This window comes from Janthinobacterium sp. HH104 (assembly GCF_001758715.1).
Classification (GTDB): Bacteria; Pseudomonadota; Gammaproteobacteria; order Burkholderiales; family Burkholderiaceae_D; genus Janthinobacterium; species Janthinobacterium aestuarii.
Window position 1 is genome coordinate 22,161 of the sequence record NZ_LRIB01000037.1, and the last position, 20,192, is coordinate 42,352.

General features: G+C 64.3%; 21 protein-coding genes. 8 read left to right on the forward strand and 13 right to left on the reverse strand.

The window, feature by feature from the left end:
* From JAB6_RS16510 to JAB6_RS16530, 5 genes are all read right to left on the reverse strand, one after another.
* The gene (locus JAB6_RS16510; protein WP_070303664.1) at positions 1 to 921 is read right to left on the reverse strand and encodes a DnaJ C-terminal domain-containing protein; all 921 of its coding nucleotides are present in this window, start codon (positions 919 to 921) and stop codon (positions 1 to 3) included.
* Between the two features lie 96 nt (positions 922 to 1,017).
* On the reverse strand, positions 1,018 to 1,698 hold the full coding sequence (locus JAB6_RS16515; RefSeq protein ID WP_070303665.1) for a beta/gamma crystallin-related protein: 681 nt from the start codon (positions 1,696 to 1,698) through the stop codon (positions 1,018 to 1,020).
* 159 nt (positions 1,699 to 1,857) lie between these two features.
* Positions 1,858 to 2,853, reverse strand: coding sequence for a beta/gamma crystallin-related protein (locus JAB6_RS16520; RefSeq protein WP_070303666.1), 996 nt, complete (start codon positions 2,851 to 2,853; stop codon positions 1,858 to 1,860).
* Between the two features lie 101 nt (positions 2,854 to 2,954).
* Positions 2,955 to 3,827 (reverse strand): beta/gamma crystallin-related protein, encoded by an 873-nt coding sequence (locus JAB6_RS16525; protein WP_070303667.1) that lies wholly within the window; start codon positions 3,825 to 3,827, stop codon positions 2,955 to 2,957.
* Between the two features lie 178 nt (positions 3,828 to 4,005).
* Complete coding sequence (locus JAB6_RS16530) at positions 4,006 to 4,659, reverse strand: beta/gamma crystallin family protein (protein WP_081368163.1); 654 nt, start codon at positions 4,657 to 4,659, stop codon at positions 4,006 to 4,008.
* A gap of 189 nt (positions 4,660 to 4,848) precedes the next feature.
* Here JAB6_RS16530 and JAB6_RS16535 point away from each other — a divergent pair, with 189 nt between their 5' ends.
* The 3 genes from JAB6_RS16535 to JAB6_RS16545 all read left to right on the forward strand — a co-directional run bounded on the left by JAB6_RS16535 (position 4,849) and on the right by JAB6_RS16545 (position 9,499).
* Positions 4,849 to 6,243 (forward strand): MATE family efflux transporter, encoded by a 1,395-nt coding sequence (locus JAB6_RS16535; protein ID WP_070303668.1) that lies wholly within the window; start codon positions 4,849 to 4,851, stop codon positions 6,241 to 6,243.
* A 17-nt stretch (positions 6,244 to 6,260) separates the two neighbouring features.
* Positions 6,261 to 7,100 (forward strand): PhzF family phenazine biosynthesis protein, encoded by an 840-nt coding sequence (locus JAB6_RS16540; RefSeq protein WP_070303669.1) that lies wholly within the window; start codon positions 6,261 to 6,263, stop codon positions 7,098 to 7,100.
* 191 nt (positions 7,101 to 7,291) lie between these two features.
* The gene (locus JAB6_RS16545) at positions 7,292 to 9,499 is read left to right on the forward strand and encodes a S9 family peptidase (RefSeq protein ID WP_070303670.1); all 2,208 of its coding nucleotides are present in this window, start codon (positions 7,292 to 7,294) and stop codon (positions 9,497 to 9,499) included.
* 70 nt (positions 9,500 to 9,569) lie between these two features.
* Here the strand turns inward: JAB6_RS16545 and JAB6_RS16550 are convergent, their stop codons facing one another.
* From JAB6_RS16550 to JAB6_RS16560, 3 genes are all read right to left on the reverse strand, one after another.
* The gene (locus tag JAB6_RS16550) at positions 9,570 to 9,755 is read right to left on the reverse strand and encodes a CsbD family protein (protein WP_034759763.1); all 186 of its coding nucleotides are present in this window, start codon (positions 9,753 to 9,755) and stop codon (positions 9,570 to 9,572) included.
* A gap of 175 nt (positions 9,756 to 9,930) precedes the next feature.
* Positions 9,931 to 10,575 carry a methyltransferase domain-containing protein gene (locus JAB6_RS16555; RefSeq protein WP_070303700.1) on the reverse strand — a complete coding sequence of 215 codons (645 nt, stop codon included), beginning with the start codon at positions 10,573 to 10,575 and terminating at the stop codon, positions 9,931 to 9,933.
* Positions 10,576 to 10,645: 70 nt separating this feature from the next.
* Positions 10,646 to 12,730 carry a M13 family metallopeptidase gene (locus JAB6_RS16560; protein WP_070303671.1) on the reverse strand — a complete coding sequence of 695 codons (2,085 nt, stop codon included), beginning with the start codon at positions 12,728 to 12,730 and terminating at the stop codon, positions 10,646 to 10,648.
* A gap of 289 nt (positions 12,731 to 13,019) precedes the next feature.
* Here JAB6_RS16560 and JAB6_RS16565 point away from each other — a divergent pair, with 289 nt between their 5' ends.
* Both JAB6_RS16565 and JAB6_RS29000 read left to right on the forward strand, forming a co-directional pair.
* Complete coding sequence (locus tag JAB6_RS16565; protein ID WP_307788907.1) at positions 13,020 to 13,271, forward strand: flagellar protein FliT; 252 nt, start codon at positions 13,020 to 13,022, stop codon at positions 13,269 to 13,271.
* Between the two features lie 109 nt (positions 13,272 to 13,380).
* On the forward strand, positions 13,381 to 13,581 hold the full coding sequence (locus tag JAB6_RS29000) for a hypothetical protein (protein WP_139143408.1): 201 nt from the start codon (positions 13,381 to 13,383) through the stop codon (positions 13,579 to 13,581).
* 106 nt (positions 13,582 to 13,687) lie between these two features.
* Here the strand turns inward: JAB6_RS29000 and JAB6_RS29880 are convergent, their stop codons facing one another.
* A complete protein-coding gene (locus JAB6_RS29880) occupies positions 13,688 to 14,806 on the reverse strand; it encodes a FimV family protein (protein ID WP_139143409.1) in 1,119 nt (372 codons plus the stop codon).
* A gap of 172 nt (positions 14,807 to 14,978) precedes the next feature.
* Between JAB6_RS29880 and fumC the strand changes: the two genes are divergently transcribed.
* The 3 genes from fumC (at position 14,979) to JAB6_RS16585 (ending at position 17,100) form a co-directional block, all read left to right on the forward strand.
* A complete protein-coding gene (fumC, locus tag JAB6_RS16575; RefSeq protein WP_070303673.1) occupies positions 14,979 to 16,373 on the forward strand; it encodes a class II fumarate hydratase in 1,395 nt (464 codons plus the stop codon).
* 96 nt (positions 16,374 to 16,469) lie between these two features.
* On the forward strand, positions 16,470 to 16,691 hold the full coding sequence (locus JAB6_RS16580; protein ID WP_035825476.1) for an RNA-binding S4 domain-containing protein: 222 nt from the start codon (positions 16,470 to 16,472) through the stop codon (positions 16,689 to 16,691).
* Between the two features lie 124 nt (positions 16,692 to 16,815).
* Positions 16,816 to 17,100 (forward strand): hypothetical protein, encoded by a 285-nt coding sequence (locus JAB6_RS16585; protein ID WP_070303674.1) that lies wholly within the window; start codon positions 16,816 to 16,818, stop codon positions 17,098 to 17,100.
* A gap of 4 nt (positions 17,101 to 17,104) precedes the next feature.
* On the opposite strand, the gene JAB6_RS16590 is transcribed toward JAB6_RS16585, so the two are convergent.
* The 4 genes from JAB6_RS16590 to mobB all read right to left on the reverse strand — a co-directional run bounded on the left by JAB6_RS16590 (position 17,105) and on the right by mobB (position 20,112).
* On the reverse strand, positions 17,105 to 18,733 hold the full coding sequence (locus tag JAB6_RS16590; protein ID WP_070303675.1) for a DUF692 family multinuclear iron-containing protein: 1,629 nt from the start codon (positions 18,731 to 18,733) through the stop codon (positions 17,105 to 17,107).
* 17 nt (positions 18,734 to 18,750) lie between these two features.
* A complete protein-coding gene (locus tag JAB6_RS16595; RefSeq protein ID WP_070303676.1) occupies positions 18,751 to 19,053 on the reverse strand; it encodes a DUF2282 domain-containing protein in 303 nt (100 codons plus the stop codon).
* Positions 19,054 to 19,317: 264 nt separating this feature from the next.
* Positions 19,318 to 19,518, reverse strand: a complete 201-nt coding sequence (locus JAB6_RS16600) for a YjfB family protein (protein WP_034781856.1) — start codon at positions 19,516 to 19,518, stop codon at positions 19,318 to 19,320.
* A 57-nt stretch (positions 19,519 to 19,575) separates the two neighbouring features.
* Positions 19,576 to 20,112 carry a molybdopterin-guanine dinucleotide biosynthesis protein B gene (mobB, locus tag JAB6_RS16605; protein ID WP_058051167.1) on the reverse strand — a complete coding sequence of 179 codons (537 nt, stop codon included), beginning with the start codon at positions 20,110 to 20,112 and terminating at the stop codon, positions 19,576 to 19,578.
* Between the last annotated feature and the right edge of the window lie 80 nt (positions 20,113 to 20,192).

Sequence of the window (20,192 nt, forward strand, 5' to 3'; positions counted from 1 at the left end):
CTAGCCTCCCAGCTTCTGGCGCGGATTGAAAGCCATCTCGCGCGCCATGGTTGCATACAGTTCGCGCGCCTTGTCGTCGTTCGCCGGCGGCAGCACCACTTCCAGCAGCAGATACAGGTCGCCCGGCTGGGCGGCGGGAATGCCGCGTCCCTTCAGGCGCAGCTTGCGCCCCGTCTGCGAATTGGGCGGCACGGTGACGGTCACCGTGCCCGATGGCGTGGGCACGTCGATGTCGCCGCCCAGCGCCGCTTCCCATGGCGTGACGGGCACCGTCTCGAAGACGTCGCGCCCTTCCACCTTGTAGCGCGCATCGGGACGGAAGCGGATTTCCAGGTATAAATCGCCGGCGGGCGCGCCGCCGCTGCCGGGATTGCCCTGTCCCTTCATGCGCAGCTGCTGGCCTTCCGTGACGCCTTTCGGTATCGTCACTTCCAGGGTGCGCTCGCGCGTCACCACGTGGCCTTGCGCATCCGCTTCGGGCACGCGCATGACGATGTGGCGCTTGGCGCCCTGGTAGCTGTCCTGCAGGTCGATGGTGATGGCGGCGTGGCTGTCCTCGCCCTGCATCTGGAAGGTGCTGTTGGCGCGGCGCCGTCCGCCCACGTGGGCGAACAGGTCGGCAAAGAAATCGCTGTCGTCGGCGCCCGACGATTCGTAGCCCGCACCCCAGTCCGGCGGTGGACGGAAGGGCTGGCCTTGCGCGCCCTGGTTGCGGCCCAATTCATCGTAGGCCGCGCGCTTTTCCGCGTCGCCCAGCACGCCGTAGGCCTCGTTCAGGGCCTTGGTGCGCTTGTCGGCGTCCGGCTCCTTGCTGACATCGGGATGGTATTTGCGCACCAGTTTGCGGTACGCTTTCTTGATATCGGCCTCGGACGCCGTCTTCTCGACGCCAAGTTCCTTGTAGTAGTCCTTGTATTCCACCGTGCCTGCTCCCCATGGTTGAAGTGCCTATGGGAAGAGTACACGAATTGGTCAAAGGACAGCGTGCGCACAATACAGCGCCGCCCGGCGGCGGGATCAGCGCACGCGGCGCACCGAAGAAATGCGGCGGTCGAGGCCACCGTGCAGGCGGCCGTAGCTGCCTGGTCCCATCACCACGCAGCGGCCGCGGAAGTTGGCGTCGACGCAGAATTCCCAGCGGCCGTAATTGACGACGACCGATTCGGCGCGGTCATTGAAACCATAGCGGCTCAAGTCGTGCACTTCGCGGTCCAGGCGCACGGGGCGGCCGCGCATGCCGGCGTCGGGGAACAGCAGCACGGCGCCATTCGCGTCGGGACGGTGGCCGCCGCCGTGGCCCGGATAACCGGGATAGGGGCGCTCCGGCTCAGGACGCGGGGGGCGCGGCGGATACGGTCGGTGGTCGCCGCCGCCATGGCCCGGGCGGCCCACTTCGCGCACGGAGGAAACGGCGTCGTTCATGCCCGGCATGCTGCCGTAGCGGCCAGGTCCGAAGGTACGGCAGTTGCCACGGTAATTGGCGTCCTTGCACACTTCCCACGTGCCCGAGCGCACGATGATGCTCGAGGTCTTGTCGTTAAAGCCCATGCGCGACAGGTCGCCCGTGTCGTAACGCAGGGTCACGGGGCGGCCGCGGAAACCGGCGTCCTCGAACAGGGTGATTTCGCCCGCGGATGCGGCAAGGGGGGCGAGCAAGGTGGCGGCGCACAACAGCGCGGGCCGGAAAGATAAAACCATGACAACTCCAATACTGATGACATTTTCGCCAGTGTAGACCAGGCGGCAGGCGGCGAGTGTAACAAAGGGCAAGCAAATGTCAGCGCACGGCAGCGAATGTAAAAACCGCCTGGCGGGATGAACCCGGCAGGCGGCCTGTCAACGCGGCGCAGGAAGGAATCAGCGTACGCGGCGCAGCGAGGAAATCTGGTTTTCCATGGCGTTCAGGCGGCCGTATTCGCCCGGCCCGATCACTTCGCAGCGGCCATGGAAGTTCGAGTCGCTGCACACTTCCCACTGGCCATCGTTGACGACGATGGACGAGGCGCGGTCGTTGAAGTTGTAGCGCACCAGGTCTTCCGCATTGCGGTCCAGCGCCAGCGGTTCGCCGCGCATGCCCGCTTCGGGGAACAGCAGCACGGCGCCGCGCTGCTGGTACTGCGGCTGCTGGTATTGCGGATATTGCGGCTGATCGTACTGCGGCCGCTGGTACTGGTTATCGTACTGCTGCTGGCGGCGCGCTTCGCGCTCGTCGACCATGCGCGCCGACGAGACGCGCCCATCGAGGCCGCGTCCCAGGTCGTCGTGGCGGCCAGGGCCGAAGATGCGGCATACGCCGTTGTAGTTCGAATCGCTGCACAGCTGCCAGTAGCCGTTATAGACGACGATGCTGCTGGTGCGGTCGTTGAAACCGATATTGACGAAATCGTCCGTGTCGCGGTTCAGGCGCGCCGAGCCGCCATTCTGGCCCGCGCCCGAATACACTTCCAGGGTGCCGCCACGGCCATAGCCGCCGCCATGGCCCCGGTCGGGATCGCGTCCGGGACGCCCCGGGTTGTAGCCATCGCCGCGCCCCGACTCGCGCACCGAACTGATGGCGTCGTTCATGCCCGGCATCGAGCGGTATTCGCCCGGCCCCAGGGTGCGGCAATTGCCGCGGAAACCGGCATCGGTACACACGTCCCAGGTACCCGAACGCACCAGGATGCTCGACGCCTTGTCGTTGAAGCCCATGCGCGACAGATCGTCCGTCGTCTCGCGCAGGTTCACTGCGCGGCCACGCAGATCAACGTCTTCGAACAAGGTGATATCGCCCGCATGGGCGGCCGCATGGGCCCCCAGCGAGAGCAGCAAGGTGGCCGCGCATGCCAGCGTGTGTTTGAAAGGGCCCGTCATGATTAACTCCATTCTTCATTCTTTGGTGATGATTTGCCTGGCAAAACGCCAGGATGCCATTGTAACAAGTGCCAGCCCGCAGGGAAGGTCCGATCGCGCGTTCAGTACAGGCGGCGCAGCGAGGAAATGCGCTTGTCGAGCGCCGTGTCCAGCACTTCATACCTGCCCGGCCCCATGCGCTCGCAGGTGCCGTTGAACTGCGAGTTGGTGCAGACTTCCCAGGTGCCTTCGTTGATGGCGATGGATTCGGCCTGGTCGTTGAAGTTCAGGAGCACCAGGTCGCTGACGTCGCGGTTCACCTGCAGCCTCCGCCCCTTGAGGAACGCGCGGCCATACAGCACCACCAGGCCCTCGTCATTTTGCGGACGGTTCTCCTCGCGCGGATCGACCAGGCGCGCCGATGACACGCGCCCATTCAGGCTGCCCAGGTCATCGTGGCTGCCAGGCCCGAATACGCGGCAGCTGCCATGGTAGTTGGAATCGCTGCACAGCTGCCAGTAGCCGTACTCGACGCGCGCGCTGCTGGCGCGGTCGTTGAAGCCGATGTCGACCAGGTCGTCGCGGTCCGCATTCACGCCCGCCGACGCGCCGCGCTGGCCGCCGCCGGCGTACAGCTCCAGCGCCGCGCGGCGTCCATTGCCGCTGCCACCGCCCTGCCCGGCGCCGATTTCGCGCACGGATGAAATTTTATCGTTCATGCCCGGCATCGAGCGGTAGTCGCCCCGTTGCAGCGTCTTGCAATCGCCCTTGAAATCGCCATGCGTGCACACTTCCCAGCTGCCCGAATCGACCTGGATGCTCGAGACGGTGTCATTGAAATTGACGCGCGACAAGTCGTCCGTCGTATCGCGCAAGACCACGACCCTTCCCTTGAAATTGTCATCGGTGTACAGGCGGATCTCGCCGGCCTGCGCCGCGAGATGGACAAACAGCGAACTGGCGCACAGCAGAGCAAAGGCGAACGGGCGATTCATGGAAGGTCTCCGGTGGCGGCAAAGGCAAGTGATCGACATGACAACTGATGTCAGTGTAGCCATCCGTAGAAAAAACGGTGTAACAAAGTATGGGAAAAGCACAATAAATTGTTACCAAAAGCAATAGCCGGCTCTGCACGAACCGGTTATTGCAATTTGAGATGCTAACTGACCCGCATCAGCGCACTTCGCGCACCGACGAGATGCGGTTGCTCATGCGCTCCAGGCTCGCGTACTCGCCCGGTTCCAAGGTACGGCAGCGGCCACGGAAGCCCACGTCCTCGCACACTTCCCAGTAGCCGGAGCGCACGCGCACGCTTTGCACCGTGTCGTTGAAGTCGCGCTCGCGCAAGTCGGCTGAAGCGTTGCGCACGCTCAAGCTGCGGCCGGCGAAATCATCGCGCGTATAGAAGGTCAGTTCGCCGCCCAGCGAGCGCCCTGGCAAATGGCCGCGCTCCCGGTCGCGTTCCCAGTGACGATCCCGATCGCGATCGCGGCCAGGATGCCCACCCCAGCCGCCGCGCACTTCGCGCAACGACGTGATCTTGTTGGCGCGGTCATCGAGCGACGGATACTCGCCCGCCTCGAGCAGGAAGCAATCGCCGCGGAAATCGGCTTCCTCGCACGCTTCCCAGCGGCCCGAGCGCACGCGGATGCTTTGCGTCGTGTCGTTGAAACGGACGTCTTCGAGGTCGGCGACGGCATCGCGCACGGTCTGCGAGCGGCCGTGATAGTCGTCGCGCGAATACAGGGTCAGTTCGCCGGCGCCGGCCAGTTCGGCCGTCATGGCGGCGCCCAGCAACAGCGCGCAGTTCAGGGTGTGTCTCAGCATGGTCTTGCTCCATAGTCAGGGTACTGCGGTTGACTATTTGGTCATTTTGCCAAATAGAGCGCGCAGTCTATCCGCGACTGGCCCACTTAGCTGTAACAAATGATTACCGCGCCCGAGCGCCCGGGGCGCCACGGCGGACAAGCACGGCGAATGCCGGTAGAATCTTGTGTTTAGTCAAGCTTTCCGCCCATGCCACACACTACCTCGTTCACCCTGCCCGCCATCCGCACTGAAGTCTCGTCACTGTGGAAGCTGGCCTGGCCCATCCTGATCGGCCAGCTGGCCACCGTCGGCATGGGCGCGGCCGACGTGGCGATGACGGGCCATACGAATCCCGAGGAACTGGCGGCCGTGTCGCTGGGTGCGGCCATCTGGTCCATCGTGCTCGTCACCGTGAGCGGCATCATGATGGCGATCAATACCCTGGTGGCGCATGAAATCGGCGCCGCGCGCCACGACCGGGTGCCGCACATCGTGCGCCAGTCGCTGTGGAAGGCGCTGCTCGTGGGCCTGGTCGCCTGTCTGCTGACGAACATGGCGGCGCTCGTGTTCGACCATCTGATGCTCGAACCGGCCGTCGCAGCCAAGGCCAAGCTGTTCGTGCACATCATCAGCTGCGCGCTGCCGCCGTTCGCCGCCTACCGCGCGCTGTACGGCTACAGCACCAGCATCAACCAGACCAAGCCCGTGATGGTGATCGCGCTGGCCGCGCTGGCGCTGAACATTTTCGTCAACTACCTGCTGATCTACGGCCACTGGGGCATGCCGAAGCTCGGTGGCGTGGGCTGCGCCGTGGCCACCACCTGCTGCGTATGGATGATGCTGCTGGCCATGCTGGCCTGGATCAGGATCGCGCCCGCCTACCGCGCCACGTATCCATTCACGCACTGGGAATGGCCCGAGCTGTCGTCCATCGGCCCCATGCTGCGCCTGGGCCTGCCCATCGGCGTCACCTACTTTGCCGAAGTGAGCGCCTTTGGCGTCATCAGCCTGCTGGTCGCGCGCTTCGGCGTGATCCAGGTGTCGGCGCACCAGATTGCCCTGAATTTCTCGTCCGTCGTCTTCATGGTGCCGCTCACGTTTGGCATCGCGCTGGTCACGCGCGTGGGCCATGCCGTGGGCGAAGCCAATTTGCGCAAGGCCCGTTTCATTTCGTGGGTGGGCGTGGCCATGTCGCTGACGGCGGCCATCGTCTCGGCCGCCGTCATCACCCTCTTCCGCCACCAGATCGCGCAAGCCTACACGTCCGACCCGCAGGTGCAGGCGCTGTGCGCGCAGCTGCTGCTGTTCGCCGCCCTGTTCCAGCTGTCCGACGCGACGCAGGTGGCCACGTCCTGCGCCATCCGCGGCTACAAGGTGACGCGCCAGCCGATGCTGATCCAGCTGCTGGCCTTCTGGGGCTTCTCGCTGCCGATCGGCTATGTACTGGGCCTCGCGCCAGCTGGCTTCATCTGGTCGCCGGCCGAACCGATGGCCGCCGCCGGTTTCTGGATCGGCCTCGTCACGGGCTTGACGGTGGCCGCCGTGCTGCTGACCTGGTATCTGAACCGGCTGTCGCTGCAGCGCCTACGCGCAGCGCCATAACTTTCAAGGAATCCGCCATGCCGCAGCCGCGCCCCTTCAGGCAAGTCGATGTGTTCAGCAAGGTGCCCTTCATGGGCAATCCGCTGGCCGTCGTGCTCGACGCCGACGGCCTCGATACCGCGCAGATGCAGGCCATCGCGCGCTGGACGGGCCTGTCGGAAACCACCTTCGTGCTGGCGCCGTGCGACCCGGCAGCCGACTACCGCGTGCGGATTTTTTCGCCCGAGATGGAATTCCCGTTCGCCGGCCACCCGACCCTGGGCACGGCGCACGCCCTGCTCGACTCGGGCATGCAGCCGAAAGGCGCGCGCATCGTGCAGGAATGCGGCGTCGGCCTCGTGCAGATCGAGCGGCAGGCGGGCGCCGGGCTGGCGTTCCAGGCGCCGCCGTGCACGGCGCGCGCGCTCAAACCCACTCTGCTGCCGCTGCTGCAAACCGCGCTGGGCGGCACGCCGGCCGCTGCCGGCACCGTCGTCGACATGGGCATCCGCTGGCTATGCGTGTCGCTGGCAAGCGCCGCCGCCTGCCTGGCCGTGCGTGTCGATATCGCATCGCTGACGGCCTTGCTGGCCGCAGCCGGAGCGGACGGCCTGGCGCTGTACGGCCCGCACGCTGCGGGCGGGCCGGCCGATTACGAAGTGCGCGCGCTGCTCAGCGAACATGGCGCGCTGGTGGAAGACCCCGTCACGGGCAGTGCCAACGCCTGCATCGCGCACCTGCTGGCCGGTGGCGACTACTGCGTCCGCCAGGGCACCTGCCTGCAGCGCGACGGCCGCGTGTCCGTCAGCTTCCGCGATGGTCAAGCCTGGATAGGCGGCGCCTGCCTGAGCGTCGTCACGGGGTCGATATTGGCCTGAACCGGGCAAAGCGCCATCGAATGGATGGTGCCTGGATATTTTTCACGAAGGAAATACGGCCGGCATGCCCATATTCCGTGGCCGGGGCTATCGCATAAACATGCATGCTCTGGTATCGTCTTACGCTTAGGCAACGCTCAAGTTCGCCTATGCATGCAGTGCCCTTCATCCTTCCAACTACCGAGACATCCATGCGTTTTATTCTTTGTTTTCTGGCCGCGATGGCCAGCGTTCCCGCATCGGCTGAAAAGCTGACCCTGGAACGCATCCACGCCGATCCGGCGCTGGCCGGCCCCGGCGTGCGCAACCTGAAGGTCTCGCCCGACGGCGAGCGCGTCACGTTCCTGCGCGGCCGCGCCGACAACCAGTTCCAGCTCGACCTGTGGGAATTCAAGCTGAAGGACAAGAGCACGCACCGCCTGGTCGACTCGAAGGCGCTGGTGCCGAATGAAACGATTTCGCCCGAAGAGCAGGCACGCCGCGAACGCGAACGCACGGCCAGCCTGAACGGCATTCTCAGCTACAGCTGGTCGCCCGACGGCAAGCAGCTGCTGGTGCCGCTGGCCGGCAATCTGTACCTGGTCGATGCGGCCCATCCGGACAAGGCGCGCCTGGTCGCCAAGGGCAATGTGCTCGATCCGAAAATCTCGCCGAAAGGCCGCTACGTGTCCTTCGTGCGCGACCAGAACATCTATGTGATCGACCTGAAGTCGGGCCAGGAACGCCAGCTGACCACCGATGGCAAGGGCACGATACGCAACGGCGAAGCCGAATTCGTGGCGCAGGAAGAAATGGGCCAGCGCACCGGCTACTACTGGGCCCCCGACGATTCCGCCATCGCCTACAAACGCTACGACGAAGCACCGGTGCCCGTCGTGCGCCGCTTTGAAATCTTCGCCGACCGCACGGACGTCGTCGAGCAGCGCTACCCTGCCGCCGGCGACCCGAACGTACTGGTGCAGCTGCTGATCGTCTCGCCGGAAACGGGCGTGCAGCGCCAGGTGGATCTGGGCACGAACCCGGACATCTACCTGGTGCGCGCCGACTGGAGCGCGGACAGCAAATCGCTCGTGTACCAGCGCCAGTCGCGCGACCAGAAGATCCTCGACCTGGTCGCCGTCGACGCAGCCACGCTGGCGCAGCGCACCCTGCTGACGGAAACGTCGACAACCTGGGTCAGCATCCATGACGACCTGCGCTTCCTGTCGAACGGCACCTTCCTGTGGTCGTCCGAGCGCACGGGCCGCAATCACCTGTATTTGTACGACATGAGCGGCAAGCTGCTGCACCCGGTCACGTCCGGCGCATGGGGCATCGACAGCGTGCTGGCCGTGAACCAGAAAACCGGCAAGGTATTCGTCGCGTCGAACCGCGACGCCGTGATCGACAAGCAGACCTACGCGCTGGCGCTCGATGGCAGCACGGCCGACAAGCCGCAGCGCGTGACGAAAGCCGACGGCTGGCACGACACGACGTTCTCGCGCAATGGCGAAGTCTTCGTCGATACGTATTCCGACCCGGCCACGCCGCCGCAGGTGAGCATCCGCCGTCCTGACGGCGCCATGGTGGGCTGGCTGGAAGAAAACGCGCTGAATGCCAGTCACCCGTACGCCAAATACAAGGCGGACCACCTGCCGACCGAATACGGCACCTTGAAGGCCAACGATGGCCAGACGCTGTATTACTCCATCGTCAAGCCGTCGAACTTCGACGCAAGCAAGCGCTACCCCGTCTACCTGTCGACGTATGGCGGCCCGCACTCGCAGCACGTGGCTCGCCGCTGGGGCAACAACTTCGACCAGTACATGGCGCAGCAGGGCTTTGTCGTCTTCCGCCTCGATAACCGCGGTTCATCGCGCCGCGAGCGCGCGTTCACGGACGCCATCTACCACAACCTGGGTGCGGCCGAAGTGGCCGATCAACTGGTCGGCATCGACTGGCTGGGCAAGCAAAGCTTCGTCGATGCCAAACGCATCGGCGTATTCGGCTGGAGCTATGGCGGCTTCATGACCCTGCGCCTTCTGTCGGCAGCGTCCGACAAGATCGCCATGGGCGTCTCGGTAGCGCCCGTGACCGACTGGTCGCTGTACGACACCCACTACACGGAGCAATTCCTCGGCATGCCGAAGGAAAACGTCGATGGCTACAAGGCCAGCACCGTGTTCGCCCACCTCGACGGCCTGAAGTCGCCGCTGCTGCTGGTGCACGGCATGGCCGACGACAACGTCTTGTTCAGCAACAGCACGCGTTTGATCGACGCGCTCGTGAACCGCGGCGTGCAGTTCGACCTGATGACGTACCCGGGCGCCAAGCACGGCATCTCGTCGCGCGCGGGCCAGCGCCACGTGTACAAGAAAATCGAGATGTTCTTCAAGCAGAACCTGGGCGTAGCGAAGTAAAGCGCACCCGCAAATGAAAACCGCCGCCTGTCTCGCGACAGGCGGCGGTTTTTTTTATGCGTGCGTCAGATTACGGCTTGCGCGTGACGGTTTCGACCGCATCCTTGACGTCGCCAACCTTCTTCTGCACTTTGCCTTCGACCTGGTTTGCCAGGCCCTTGGCTTGCTGTTCTTCGCTGCCGACGACCTTGCCAGCGGCTTCCTGGATTTTACCGCCGACTTCCTTCAGTTTACCTTCGACTTGATCTTTGTTCATGATAAATCCTCACTGTAGTTGGTACATCTGTTGTCCTGCCCCGAAGGGCCGGTACTGCGGCTCACACGCCGTTGCAAACTGCTTGCTGCGTGTCGATGTGTCCATACTACGCTTGAGGTTGCAAAAACTATGTACGGTCCCTAACACATGCCAAAAATCAGCTAATGACGCGAAATCAGCCTGCTTTGCGCCACACGGTGGCCAGCCAAGGCTGCTGCTCGCGCGGCAAGCCGTGCGGACGGTAGTACTGCTCGACCAGGCTGAATCCGGCCGCCTGCACGTACGCGGCCCATGTCGCTTCGTCGTGGTAGCTGCCGTAGCGCGCGCCGTTCCAGCCTTCCTGGTTCTGCCCGCGCGGATTCGAGCTGAACAGCACGCCGCCCGGTTTCAGGCACGCGTACAAGGCGCGCAGCACGCCGGGCAGGACGGCGCTGGGCACGTGGAACAGCACGGCATTCGCGAACACGCCGTCGAACTGCGCGGCAGGCAAGTCGAGGTCGACGAAATCCTGCTGCCATACGGTGCAGCCGCTGTAAGCGCGCGCCATCTCGACGAAGCGGGCGCTGCCGTCGACACCGGTGGCATGGTGGCCCATGGCCGTGAACGCTTTCAGATCGCGGCCCGGGCCGCAGCCGAGGTCGAGAATCTCCACAGGCGCCGGACGGCCGATGGCGTTCAGCAGCGCGCTGATATTCTGGCTGACGTCGTGGTCGCGCGTGCCTTCGAAAAACTGCTCGGCGCTGGCGTCGTAATGGGCCAGGGTGCGTTCGGTGATGGCGTGGATGGGGTCTTGCTGATCTTGCGGTGGGGTCGGCTTCATGGCGGTCCTGTCGATATGTTCCGCCATTTTACGGTGCCGGCGCCCTGTGCGCCGGCACCGTCACCATTTGCTACCAGACGCGCACGCGCTGTTCGGGTGCCAGGTACAGTTGCTGCCCCGGCTTGACGTCGAAGGCCGGGTACCAGGCGTCGAGGTTGCGCACGGTGGCGGCGCGGTATTGCGCCGGCGCATGGCCATCCGTGAGGATTTGCTGGCGCGCCGCCGCTTCGCGCGCCTTGCTGCGCCAACTGACGCAATAACCGGTGAAGAAGTCGCGGTCCGCGCCCGGCTGCGCCGGCGTGCCCTGCTGCGACAGGGTGAACGCGTCATGCGCGGCCGCCACGCCGGCCAGGTCGGCCAGGTTTTCGCTCAGGGTCAGCTGGCCATTCACAGCCAGGTCGGAAAACGGCTTGTAGGCCGCGAACTGCGCCACCAGTTGCTTCGAGGCCGACTGGAAATGCGCCAGGTCGGCTGGCGTCCACCAGTCGCGCAGCTTGCCCTGGGCGTCGAACTGCGCACCCTGGTCGTCAAAACTGTGGCTGATCTCGTGGCCGATGGTGGCGCCGATGCCGCCGTAGTTGGCCGCGTCGGACGCTGCCGGATCGAAGAATGGCGGCTGCAGGATGGCGGCCGGGAAGTTCAGCGCATTTTGCAGCGGCAGGTTGACGGCGTTGACCAGCTGCGCCGGCATGGCCCAGGCCTTGCGGTCGGGAGACTGGCCCAGCTTGGCCAGCTCCTGCCGGTAATGGAACTGTTCCGCCCGCTGCACATTGCCCAGCGCATCGCCGCGCACCACGCGCAAACCCGCATAATTTTCCCAGCGCTCCGGATAGCCGACGCCCACGTACAGGGTCTTGAGTTTTTCCTGCGCCTGCGCCTTGGTGGCCGGCGCCATCCAGTCCAGCTTGTCGATGCGGCGCGAGAAGGCGGCGACGATATTCGTCACCATCTCCTGCACGCGCGCTTTCGATTCAGGCGGGAAATAGCGTTCCACGTACAGCTTGCCGACGGCGTCGCTCAAGGCCGCATTCGTCGCGGCCAGCGCGCGCTTGCTGCGCGGCGACTGCTGCGGCGTGCCGCTCAGGGCGCTGCCATAGAAAGCAAAGCGCTGGTCGGCGGCCGCCTTCGGCAAGATCGTGCTGAAATGGTTGATCGCGTGGAAGGCCAGAAAATCCTTCCAGGTGGCCAGCGGCACGCTACCCACCAGGGCCGCGCTGCCCGTCATGGCCGTCGGATGCCAGACGATGAAATCAGTCTGCTTGCCCAGGCCCGCCGCCTGGAAGAAGGCTTTCCAGTCCAGCCCAGGCGCCTTGCTGGCGAAGTCGGCGGCGCGCCACGCGTTATTGCCCTTGGCGACATCGGCCGAATCCTCGCGGCTGGCGTGACTGGCGGCAATTTGCTGCTCCAGCGCAAATACGCGCGCGGCCCGGGCCGGCGCATCGCTGTAGCCGGCCTGCTTGAGCATGGCGGCGATATGCGCCTGGTAGCCTGCGCGCAAGCCCTGCATGCGGGCGCTGTCGCTCAGGTAAAAGGCGCGGTCGGGCAAGCCCAGTCCGCCCTGCAGCAGATAGGCCACATTGCGCGTGGTGTCGTTCAAATCTTGCGCCACCCACAGGCCGAACAGGTTTTCCGTATAAAAATTGGTGGAATTGAGCGGGTCGACATCGGCGCGCAGGCTTTCGCCCAGCGCGCGGGCCAGTCCCGCCTGGTCGCGTATGCCATCGATCTTCTGCAGCAGCGGCTTGATCGGCGCCCAGCCCTTCGCCTCGATAGCCGCTTCGTCGATCCAGGAACGGTAAAAATCGCTGACCTGGCGCGCGGAGGCATCGGCCTGTGGCGCCTCCGCCAGGCCTTCGACGAGGGCGATGATGCGCTCGTTGGTGGCGTTGGCGAGGATGGCGAACGAGCCCCAGCTGCTGCGGTCGGCGGGAATCTCCGTGCTGCGCAGCCAGTCGCCATTCACGTAGTCATAGAAATCGTCGCCGGGCAAGACCGCCGTGGGCGCCGCCATCGCGGCGGCGGGACTGGCGGCCTCCTCCTGTGCATGCGCGTGGACGGTGCCCCCGGCCAGCGCGATGCCGGACAGGGCCAGCACCATGGCGCGCTTGCGCCAGGAAGCAGGGAAAGAGGAAGCGGCAGCAGTGGCAACGCGCATGGTGATCCTTTCAGGCAAAGTAACGACAGTAGTGTGCAAAATCATAACGCGTTTTGAGGCGCCGCAACACACTCCCCTGCCACCGCGACGCCAGCAGACATGCGGCTTGGCGGGCGATGTCGGCAGCAGCCAAGCAATCATCTAAATTATTTTCACTTTTTTTTCAAAAATACCCTCAAGTTCCGCTTGGACCTGCCGTTAATCTGGACAAGCGGTAATCCATTCACTAGTTACGGGTGTGCTCATGACCTCCAACGACGTTCTTTCGATGTATGAAAATATTGCAGGAATGACCAATAAAATGGTCGTGGCCGCACGTTCGAGCGACTGGGATGGCCTGGATACCCTGGAAAACCAGTGTGCCAGCGCCGCCAGCGCGACCATGACAGGCAAGGTGCCCGCTCTGGCCGGCGCCTCGCGCCTGCGCAAGATCGACTTGCTCAAGCAAATCCTGGCCAACGACCGCGAAATCCGCGCCATCACGGAACCATGGATGACGCAACTGCCGAACGCCATGCAGGGTTCGCGCGCACGCATGTAAAGCTTGCCGCGCCAGAAACGACAAAAGCACCCGCGGGTGCTTTTTTTACGTCTGCCGCCATGCCAGCGAGCGCGCCATCTGCGGCGCCCGGAAAACAAGGAGGGGGAATTTGGAAGGCGAGCCCCAGGTATCTCCTGGCGTCGCCTCGCTGCCGGTTGCATCCGGCGTTCGCGAGCACATCGTCGGCATCGCGAACCGCTTCCAGACCCAGGCGTTTATGCAACGCTACACCTGTTTGCCGCGCCACACTATCGTTGGTGACTGCGCCAGGCTGGGGCTGTTTTGTCGTAAAGCAAGTCCACTGAATTAATCATATCACCATCTTTAAGAAATAGGCAACGCGATTGGCCGGCGTTTCCATGTATTTTTTCAATATCTTTTTTTATATCAATTTTCGGCGCCGCCTTGCCATGCCTTTAACGCGAGAACGGCTCCGGTTCCGGCTCGGCCGCCCCTTCTTCCACGGCTTCCGTCAGCACGGGCACATCCTTCTTCTTGCGGCTAAACGGCTTGCGCAGCAAGACCCAGTACTTCGACGGCGCGCGCGACCCCGTCGCCTGCCTGCGCTTGCGCACGATATACACGATGACTGCCGTCAACAACAGAAAGAGCAAGGTACCGATACCGAGCCACAACAGACCGTTGCCGCCCGCCTTCTTGTCCTTGTCCGCGGCGGGCGCCGCGTGCAGTGGCTTGGGCTTGGCATGGGGCGCCTGCGCTTCGACGGGCGCGGCGGCTGGCACAGCGGTGGTGGCGGGCAGCGCCAGCGCCTTTTGCAAGTCGCCGATCTTGCCTTCCAATTCGCCGAGCTTTGCATTGAGGGCTGTGTTTTTCTCATCGAGCGCCATGCACGCTTGCGCCTGCTCCATATCGGCTTGGGGCGCGCAAGCGGCCACGGGCGCCGTGGCGCGGCGCGGCGGACGCAACACGGGAGCCATCTGAGTGGGCGCGGCGGGCGGCGGCACGAACACACGCGGCGGGCGCACGAGGCCCTCGGCGCGCGCGCGGGCCGCCAGTGCGGCGGCGTCGGGCGACGGCGCCAAGGGGGCAGGACGCGGTAACGGCAACGACGTTGGCATGGCCGCCGGAACGGCAGGCCGGACTGGCGCACTGACGGGGGCGGCGGCGGGCGGCGCCGGTGTCAGCCACAAGGTAGCCAGGCGCACGACGGCGCCATTGCCATTGCCCAACAATAAGTACAAATGCACGTGACCCGCCTGGATCGCTTGCCGCGTAGCCACACGCACATACTGGCGTCCACCGCGCTCCAGCGGACTGATCGTCAAGGTTTGCAAGGCCTGGTCCATGCCAATGCCGCCGCCCCGGTACACATCGGGCGAAGCCAGGCGCACGGCCACGCCGTTGGTCTCCTCGGGCGCCAGGGCCGTCAGTTCGATTTCGGCCAGCAGGGGCTGGCCCACGTGCGACAGCACGGCCATCTCGCCCAGTTCGGCCGCGCCCGCCACAGGCGGCAAGGCCAGGCTGGCGGCGGCGCACGCGATCAAAGACCAACGGGGAAGGATGCTGCTCTGCATGGACTGATCGCTTTGATAACAGGATAGATAATGGGGACTCGCCTGTCTTTAACGGCAGGAAATCGCAAAAATATAGATGGCCCAGGGTAAAAATGATGCAATACAGCATCATCCTGTGTCTTTTTGACGCCTGGAGTACACTCGATCCACCTCTATCGATGAAAGGGATGTCATGAGTAGCAGAATCGAACGCGACAGTTTCGGCCCGATCGACGTACCCGCCGACCGGCTGTGGGGAGCGCAAACGCAGCGCTCGCTCGAGCACTTCCATATCTCCACGGAAAAGATGCCGCCTGAACTGATCGCCGCCCTGGCCACCGTCAAGCGCGCGGCCGCCCACGTCAACCTGGACCTGGGATTATTGGATGGCAAGAAAGCCGTGGCCATCACACAGGCTGTCGACGAAGTACTGGCCGGCAAGCACGACGCGGAATTCCCGCTGGCCGTCTGGCAGACGGGCTCTGGCACGCAAAGCAATATGAACATGAACGAAGTGCTGGCCAACCGCGGCTCCGAGCTGATCGGCGGCTTGCGCGGCGCCGAGCGCCTGCTGCACCCGAACGACGACGTCAACCAGGGCCAGTCCTCGAACGACATCTTTCCGACCGCCATCCACGTGGCCGCCGCCCAGGCCGTTGCCAATACGGTTTTGCCGCCACTGCGCCAGCTGCGCGCCACCCTGGATGCTAAGGCGACGGAATTTGCCGACATCGTCAAGATCGGCCGCACCCATTTGCAGGATGCGACACCACTGACCCTGGGCCAGGAGTTTTCCGGCTATGTGGCGCAGCTGGACTTCGCCGAGCACATCATCACGGCATCGTTGCCGCCGCTGCTGCAGCTGGCCGCCGGCGGCACGGCCGTCGGCACGGGCTTGAATGCCCACGTGGAATTTGCCGGCCGCATCGCGGCAGAACTGGCGCGCCTGACGGGCCAGCCGTTCGAAACGGCCAGCAACAAGTTTGCCGCGCTGGCCGCCCACGATGCCCTCGTCGCCGCCCACGGCGCACTGAAAACCCTGGCCACGGCCCTGATGAAAATCGCCAACGACGTGCGCTGGATGGCGTCCGGCCCCCGCTCCGGCCTCGGTGAAATCACGATCCCCGAAAACGAGCCTGGCAGCTCCATCATGCCGGGCAAGGTCAACCCCACCCAGTGCGAAGCGCTGACCATGCTGTGCTGCCAAGTGTTCGGCAACGACGTGGCCATCACGGTGGGCGGCGCCTCGGGCAATTTCGAGCTGAACGTCTTCAAGCCCTTGATTGCGCACAACTTCCTGCAAAGCGCGCGCCTGCTGGGCGACGGCATGCGCAGTTTCGACGAGCATTGCGCGCACGGCATCGCACCGAACCGCGAGCGCATCGCCGAACTGATGGAGCGTTCCTTGATGCTGGTCACGGCGCTGGCGCCGCACATCGGCTACGACAAGGCGGCGCAGATCGCCAAGCAGGCCCAGCACGAAGGCACGACCCTGAAGGAGGCGGCGCTGGCCTTGGGCTTTGTGACGGAAGAGCAATTCGGCGCGTGGATCGTGCCCCTGGAGATGACGCGGCCCAACAAAAGTTAAGGCTCAGCCTGCATTCTCCCTGGCTTCATGTAAACTATGACCTTAGTTGATGACGTCATCAAGTGTTGAAAACACATCATTGCAATAAGGGATACAATGCAAAAAGTAAGCTTTGATTTAACATCCGAGTTCGTCGAGCTGAACCAGCTGTTGAAGCTGGTCGGCTTGTGCGACAGTGGTGGCGCAGGCAAGGTCATGGTCGATAGCGGCGTGGTGAAGGTCGATGGCAAGAAGGAATTGCGCAAGACCGCCAAGATCCGCGCCGGCCAGGTCGTCAGCGTGGGCGATATCCGTATCACGGTCGTCGCTCCAGTCTGACCCCGGCATGGGGCGCGAAAGCGGCCCCATGCGTCCAGCCAGCACCCCGCCAGCCGGCTGCCTGCATCAAGCTGCAAACACGTCGTTATTGCCAGATAAATATCGATTGCAGAAGGGGAGCGCCATGGACCATCCTGAACAAGGTACGCGCAGCCAGGAACGCCTGATCGGCGACTTGCGCCAGGTCATAGAAAACGCGGAAGAATTGCTGCGTAACACAGACAAATACACCAGCAGCCTGTACCAGAGCGCGCGCGCCAGGCTGGAACTGGCCCTCGTCGCGGCCACGGCCGAGCTGGCCCGCTTTGAAGAAGAGCAGGTGACGCGCATGATGGACGCCACCCTGGCGGCGAATACCCTGTACCGCGATCAGACGGGCGAAGCGCGCCTTCTGCGGGCTTTCGAATAAACCGTTACGCCGTCAACACCGCATGCGCCAGCCACTGGCGCAAGTGTGCGGCCAGGTCGAATGCCGGGTCCAGCGCGAATGCCGCATCGAGCGCGGCGCCAAACGTTTGACCTTGCCGTAAAGCCAGCAAGGCCGCATGCGCGGCCGCATCGAGTATCAGCACCTGCGCCTTCCAGCGTGTCCGGCAAACCAGCGCGTAGCTGGCCACCTGCATCTCTTGCGGAAACATCCCCTGCCCGTCTCCCTCCTGATGCGCCCACCACAGGGCCGCCACTTGCCAGTTCGATGCCAGCAAGGCGCAAGCGGGATGCAAGGTAAAACAGCGCGCTTCCAGTTGATCGGGATGCAGGGCGGCCAGCGCATCGGGCGCCAGGCCCTGCGCATCGGCCGCGTAATGGGCCAGGTGCACGGCCCATTCCAGGCGCGCCATGTCCGGCAGGTAGGGCAAGTCGGCCACAGGTGGAAAACTGGTCAGAAAATCGGCGAAACGCTCGCCAAACTGATTCAAATCAGCGCTATCGGATGGCATCTGCCGGCCATACGCGCACGCCAGGCCGCCAAAGAATGCCTCGCCCACCAGCGCCAGCACGACGGGATAGGCGTGGCCCAGGGTGCGGCGCCAGGTGGCGCTCAAGTTGCCGCGGTACAGTGAATAACGCTGCGGTACCGATTCTCCCGCGAACGATGGCAGGGTTGCCGCAGTATCGAGCAAGGCCATGGCAAACGCTTGCTGGCTAGCCGCCAGCGCGTCAGGCGACACGGGCGGCGGGGACGGCGGGGACGGCAGCGCCGCTCCCTGCCATGGTGGCTGCGGCGCATGGCGCGCCAGCATGGACTGCGCCTTGTCCGCTTCTCCCAGCAAGACATCGAGGGCGGGCAAATCCGTATCCCATTCGACGAGGGTGGGAATGGCACCAAAGCGCAGCAAGGCGGCCGCATACAAATCCCAGACGGGATCGGCGATGGCGGCACCGTGGTGGTCGATCACGGCATGCGGCGTCAGCAAGTGGCCGCCCAGGTGCAGCTCGCCCACGCTGCCCGGCGCGATGGATTGCATGGCTGCCAAGGCGTCTTCGCCGTGGTTGCACTGGTTCACATACAGATTATTGATATCGAGCAGCAGCCCGCAGCCGCTGCGGCGCGCCAGCTCCGCCAGGAATTGCGCCTCGCTCATGCCATCGTCGGCAAAACGCAGGTAAGTGGAGACATTCTCCAGCAAGATCGGCCTTTTCAGCACATCCTGCACCCGCCCCACTCTGGCGCACAGCAAATCGAGGGCGGCGCCATTCAAGGCCAGCGGCAACAGATCGTTGAGTTGCCGCTGCGCCACGGCGCCCCAGCACAGGTGTTCCGACACGAGGGCCGGCTCGATGCGCTCGACCACGGCGCGCACGCGCTGCAGGTGCGCCTCGGAAAAGCCGTGCGCGGAGCCCAGGCCCAGGCCCACGCCATGCAAGCTGATCGGGTAATCCTCGCGCAGGGTCTGCAGCACGTGCCAGTCCCAGCCCGATGGCTGCAGATAATTCTCAGTATGCACTTCCAGCCAGCCCACCCTGGGCCGGCGCGCCAGAAAATCGCGGTAATGCGCGGCGCGCAGGCCGACGCCGGCAAGCGCCTGGATGAGCGGCGGCATGGACAGGCCGCGGCCGCTTAGGGTTGCGTGGCCGGTTTGGCAGCTTTGCCGGCCTTGATGGGCTTGACGGAGCCTCCCGCCTGTTCGCACGTGCCCTTGGCAACATAGGTCCATTCCGTGGGCAGATTGTCCGCCTCAGCCTGGCCTGCGCAGGAATGCGCGCCATCGGACGAGGCGCAATCGTTCTGCCCCGCCTTGGCCACGCCATAGCATTTTTCCTTGTCGCCGGGAGCGGGCCCATCGTGCGCAGCCGCGTTGATGGTGGCGCCGGCACAGATGCCCGCGAGGGCGGCGGCGATGAGAGCTTGACGTTTATTCATGGAAATCCTCTTGCTGGGTCAAAGTAATCGATAAGTAATCATTTAGTCACGGCACGCCCCTGCTGCACGATGGGCAACGCGAGGTGATGGACGTCATTCTACTGAATCGGCCGTGCCATGGCGAACCATGTTCAATCAGTCAAGCTGGCAGCGGTGGGAAGGAAGGCGGAAGGAAGACAGACAAAAACACCCACTCGCCACCGTCGATGACGGTGGTGTCGGCGTAGATAGCGCGAGCGCCAGGCTGGCGCCGCCGGACTGCGCTCAGGCAGTCGTATTGATGCGGTTGCCGAGGTGAGCCGGCAGACTCGGCGCCGACTGTACTGGTGGCAGCGCTGCCAGCAAGGCAGTGGCAGTCGAGCTTTGGATATCCTGAGCTTTTTTCAGGACAGTCAAGCCAACGGCTTGCCGCGTGCCTGTCTCCGCCATCGTGGTTGACAGTTGAGCAATGCTTCCGACGTCCATACGTTTCTCCAATGAGGTTCTACCCTTGTTAACGGATGCCGCCGGCAAACCTTTAGCTTATTTTTCCAGCTTATTTTCCAACTGCAGCAGCAACCAGGCCAGCACGTGCTCGCGCGCATTCAAGTCCAGCCATTGCACGCCCTCGCGCAGGTCGGCCGGCGCCGGACTGTCGGAGGCGACGGCGATCACATGCGGGTCATGCGGATACAGGGGCGCCTGCCCCACTTCCGGGCGGAACACTTCCAGCTTGGGGATGGGATCCGTCTTGAAACCCTCGACCAGGGTCAAGTCTGCCGGCCCCATGCGGGCCAATTGCTGCGCCAGGCTCGGCTCGGGCGCGCCGCGCAGCTCATGCACGATGGCAAAACGGTACGGCGACGCCACCAGCACTTCCGCCGCCCCCGCCATGCGCAGGCGGGCGCTGTCCTTTTGCGGCGGTTCCAGCGCCAGGTCATGGTGGCTGTGCTTGACCAGGTTGACGCGCAAGCCGCGCGCCGCCAGTTCCTTCACCACAAATTCCAGCAGGGTCGTCTTGCCGCTACCGGAACGGCCGATCACACCGAGTACCGGGTGGGCGGGCATCGCATCGTGCATGGTCACTCCTTGTTTGAGAAGGAGTGATTATACGCAGCCCTACGGGCGCGACCGCCGGCGCCGGCCCGGCGCATTGCCCA

Bases quoted from the DNA above. Each gene is read 5' to 3' on its own strand.
- JAB6_RS16550 (WP_034759763.1), bottom strand. From the start codon at position 9,755: ATGAACAAAGATCAAGTCGAAGGTAAACTGAAGGAAGTCGGCGGTAAA.
- fumC (WP_070303673.1), top strand. From the start codon at position 14,979: ATGAGTAGCAGAATCGAACGCGACAGTTTCGGCCCGATCGACGTACCC.
- JAB6_RS16540 (WP_070303669.1), top strand. From the start codon at position 6,261: ATGCCGCAGCCGCGCCCCTTCAGGCAAGTCGATGTGTTCAGCAAGGTG.
- JAB6_RS16580 (WP_035825476.1), top strand. From the start codon at position 16,470: ATGCAAAAAGTAAGCTTTGATTTAACATCCGAGTTCGTCGAGCTGAAC.
- JAB6_RS16600 (WP_034781856.1), bottom strand. From the start codon at position 19,518: ATGGACGTCGGAAGCATTGCTCAACTGTCAACCACGATGGCGGAGACA.
- JAB6_RS16595 (WP_070303676.1), bottom strand. From the start codon at position 19,053: ATGAATAAACGTCAAGCTCTCATCGCCGCCGCCCTCGCGGGCATCTGT.
- JAB6_RS16545 (WP_070303670.1), top strand. From the start codon at position 7,292: ATGCGTTTTATTCTTTGTTTTCTGGCCGCGATGGCCAGCGTTCCCGCA.
- JAB6_RS16585 (WP_070303674.1), top strand. From the start codon at position 16,816: ATGGACCATCCTGAACAAGGTACGCGCAGCCAGGAACGCCTGATCGGC.
- JAB6_RS16530 (WP_081368163.1), bottom strand. From the start codon at position 4,659: ATGCTGAGACACACCCTGAACTGCGCGCTGTTGCTGGGCGCCGCCATG.
- JAB6_RS29880 (WP_139143409.1), bottom strand. From the start codon at position 14,806: ATGCAGAGCAGCATCCTTCCCCGTTGGTCTTTGATCGCGTGCGCCGCC.
- JAB6_RS16520 (WP_070303666.1), bottom strand. From the start codon at position 2,853: ATGACGGGCCCTTTCAAACACACGCTGGCATGCGCGGCCACCTTGCTG.
- JAB6_RS16555 (WP_070303700.1), bottom strand. From the start codon at position 10,575: ATGAAGCCGACCCCACCGCAAGATCAGCAAGACCCCATCCACGCCATC.
- JAB6_RS16525 (WP_070303667.1), bottom strand. From the start codon at position 3,827: ATGAATCGCCCGTTCGCCTTTGCTCTGCTGTGCGCCAGTTCGCTGTTT.
- JAB6_RS16560 (WP_070303671.1), bottom strand. From the start codon at position 12,730: ATGCGCGTTGCCACTGCTGCCGCTTCCTCTTTCCCTGCTTCCTGGCGC.
- JAB6_RS16535 (WP_070303668.1), top strand. From the start codon at position 4,849: ATGCCACACACTACCTCGTTCACCCTGCCCGCCATCCGCACTGAAGTC.
- JAB6_RS16565 (WP_307788907.1), top strand. From the start codon at position 13,020: ATGACCAATAAAATGGTCGTGGCCGCACGTTCGAGCGACTGGGATGGC.
- JAB6_RS16515 (WP_070303665.1), bottom strand. From the start codon at position 1,698: ATGGTTTTATCTTTCCGGCCCGCGCTGTTGTGCGCCGCCACCTTGCTC.
- JAB6_RS16590 (WP_070303675.1), bottom strand. From the start codon at position 18,733: ATGCCGCCGCTCATCCAGGCGCTTGCCGGCGTCGGCCTGCGCGCCGCG.
- mobB (WP_058051167.1), bottom strand. From the start codon at position 20,112: ATGCACGATGCGATGCCCGCCCACCCGGTACTCGGTGTGATCGGCCGT.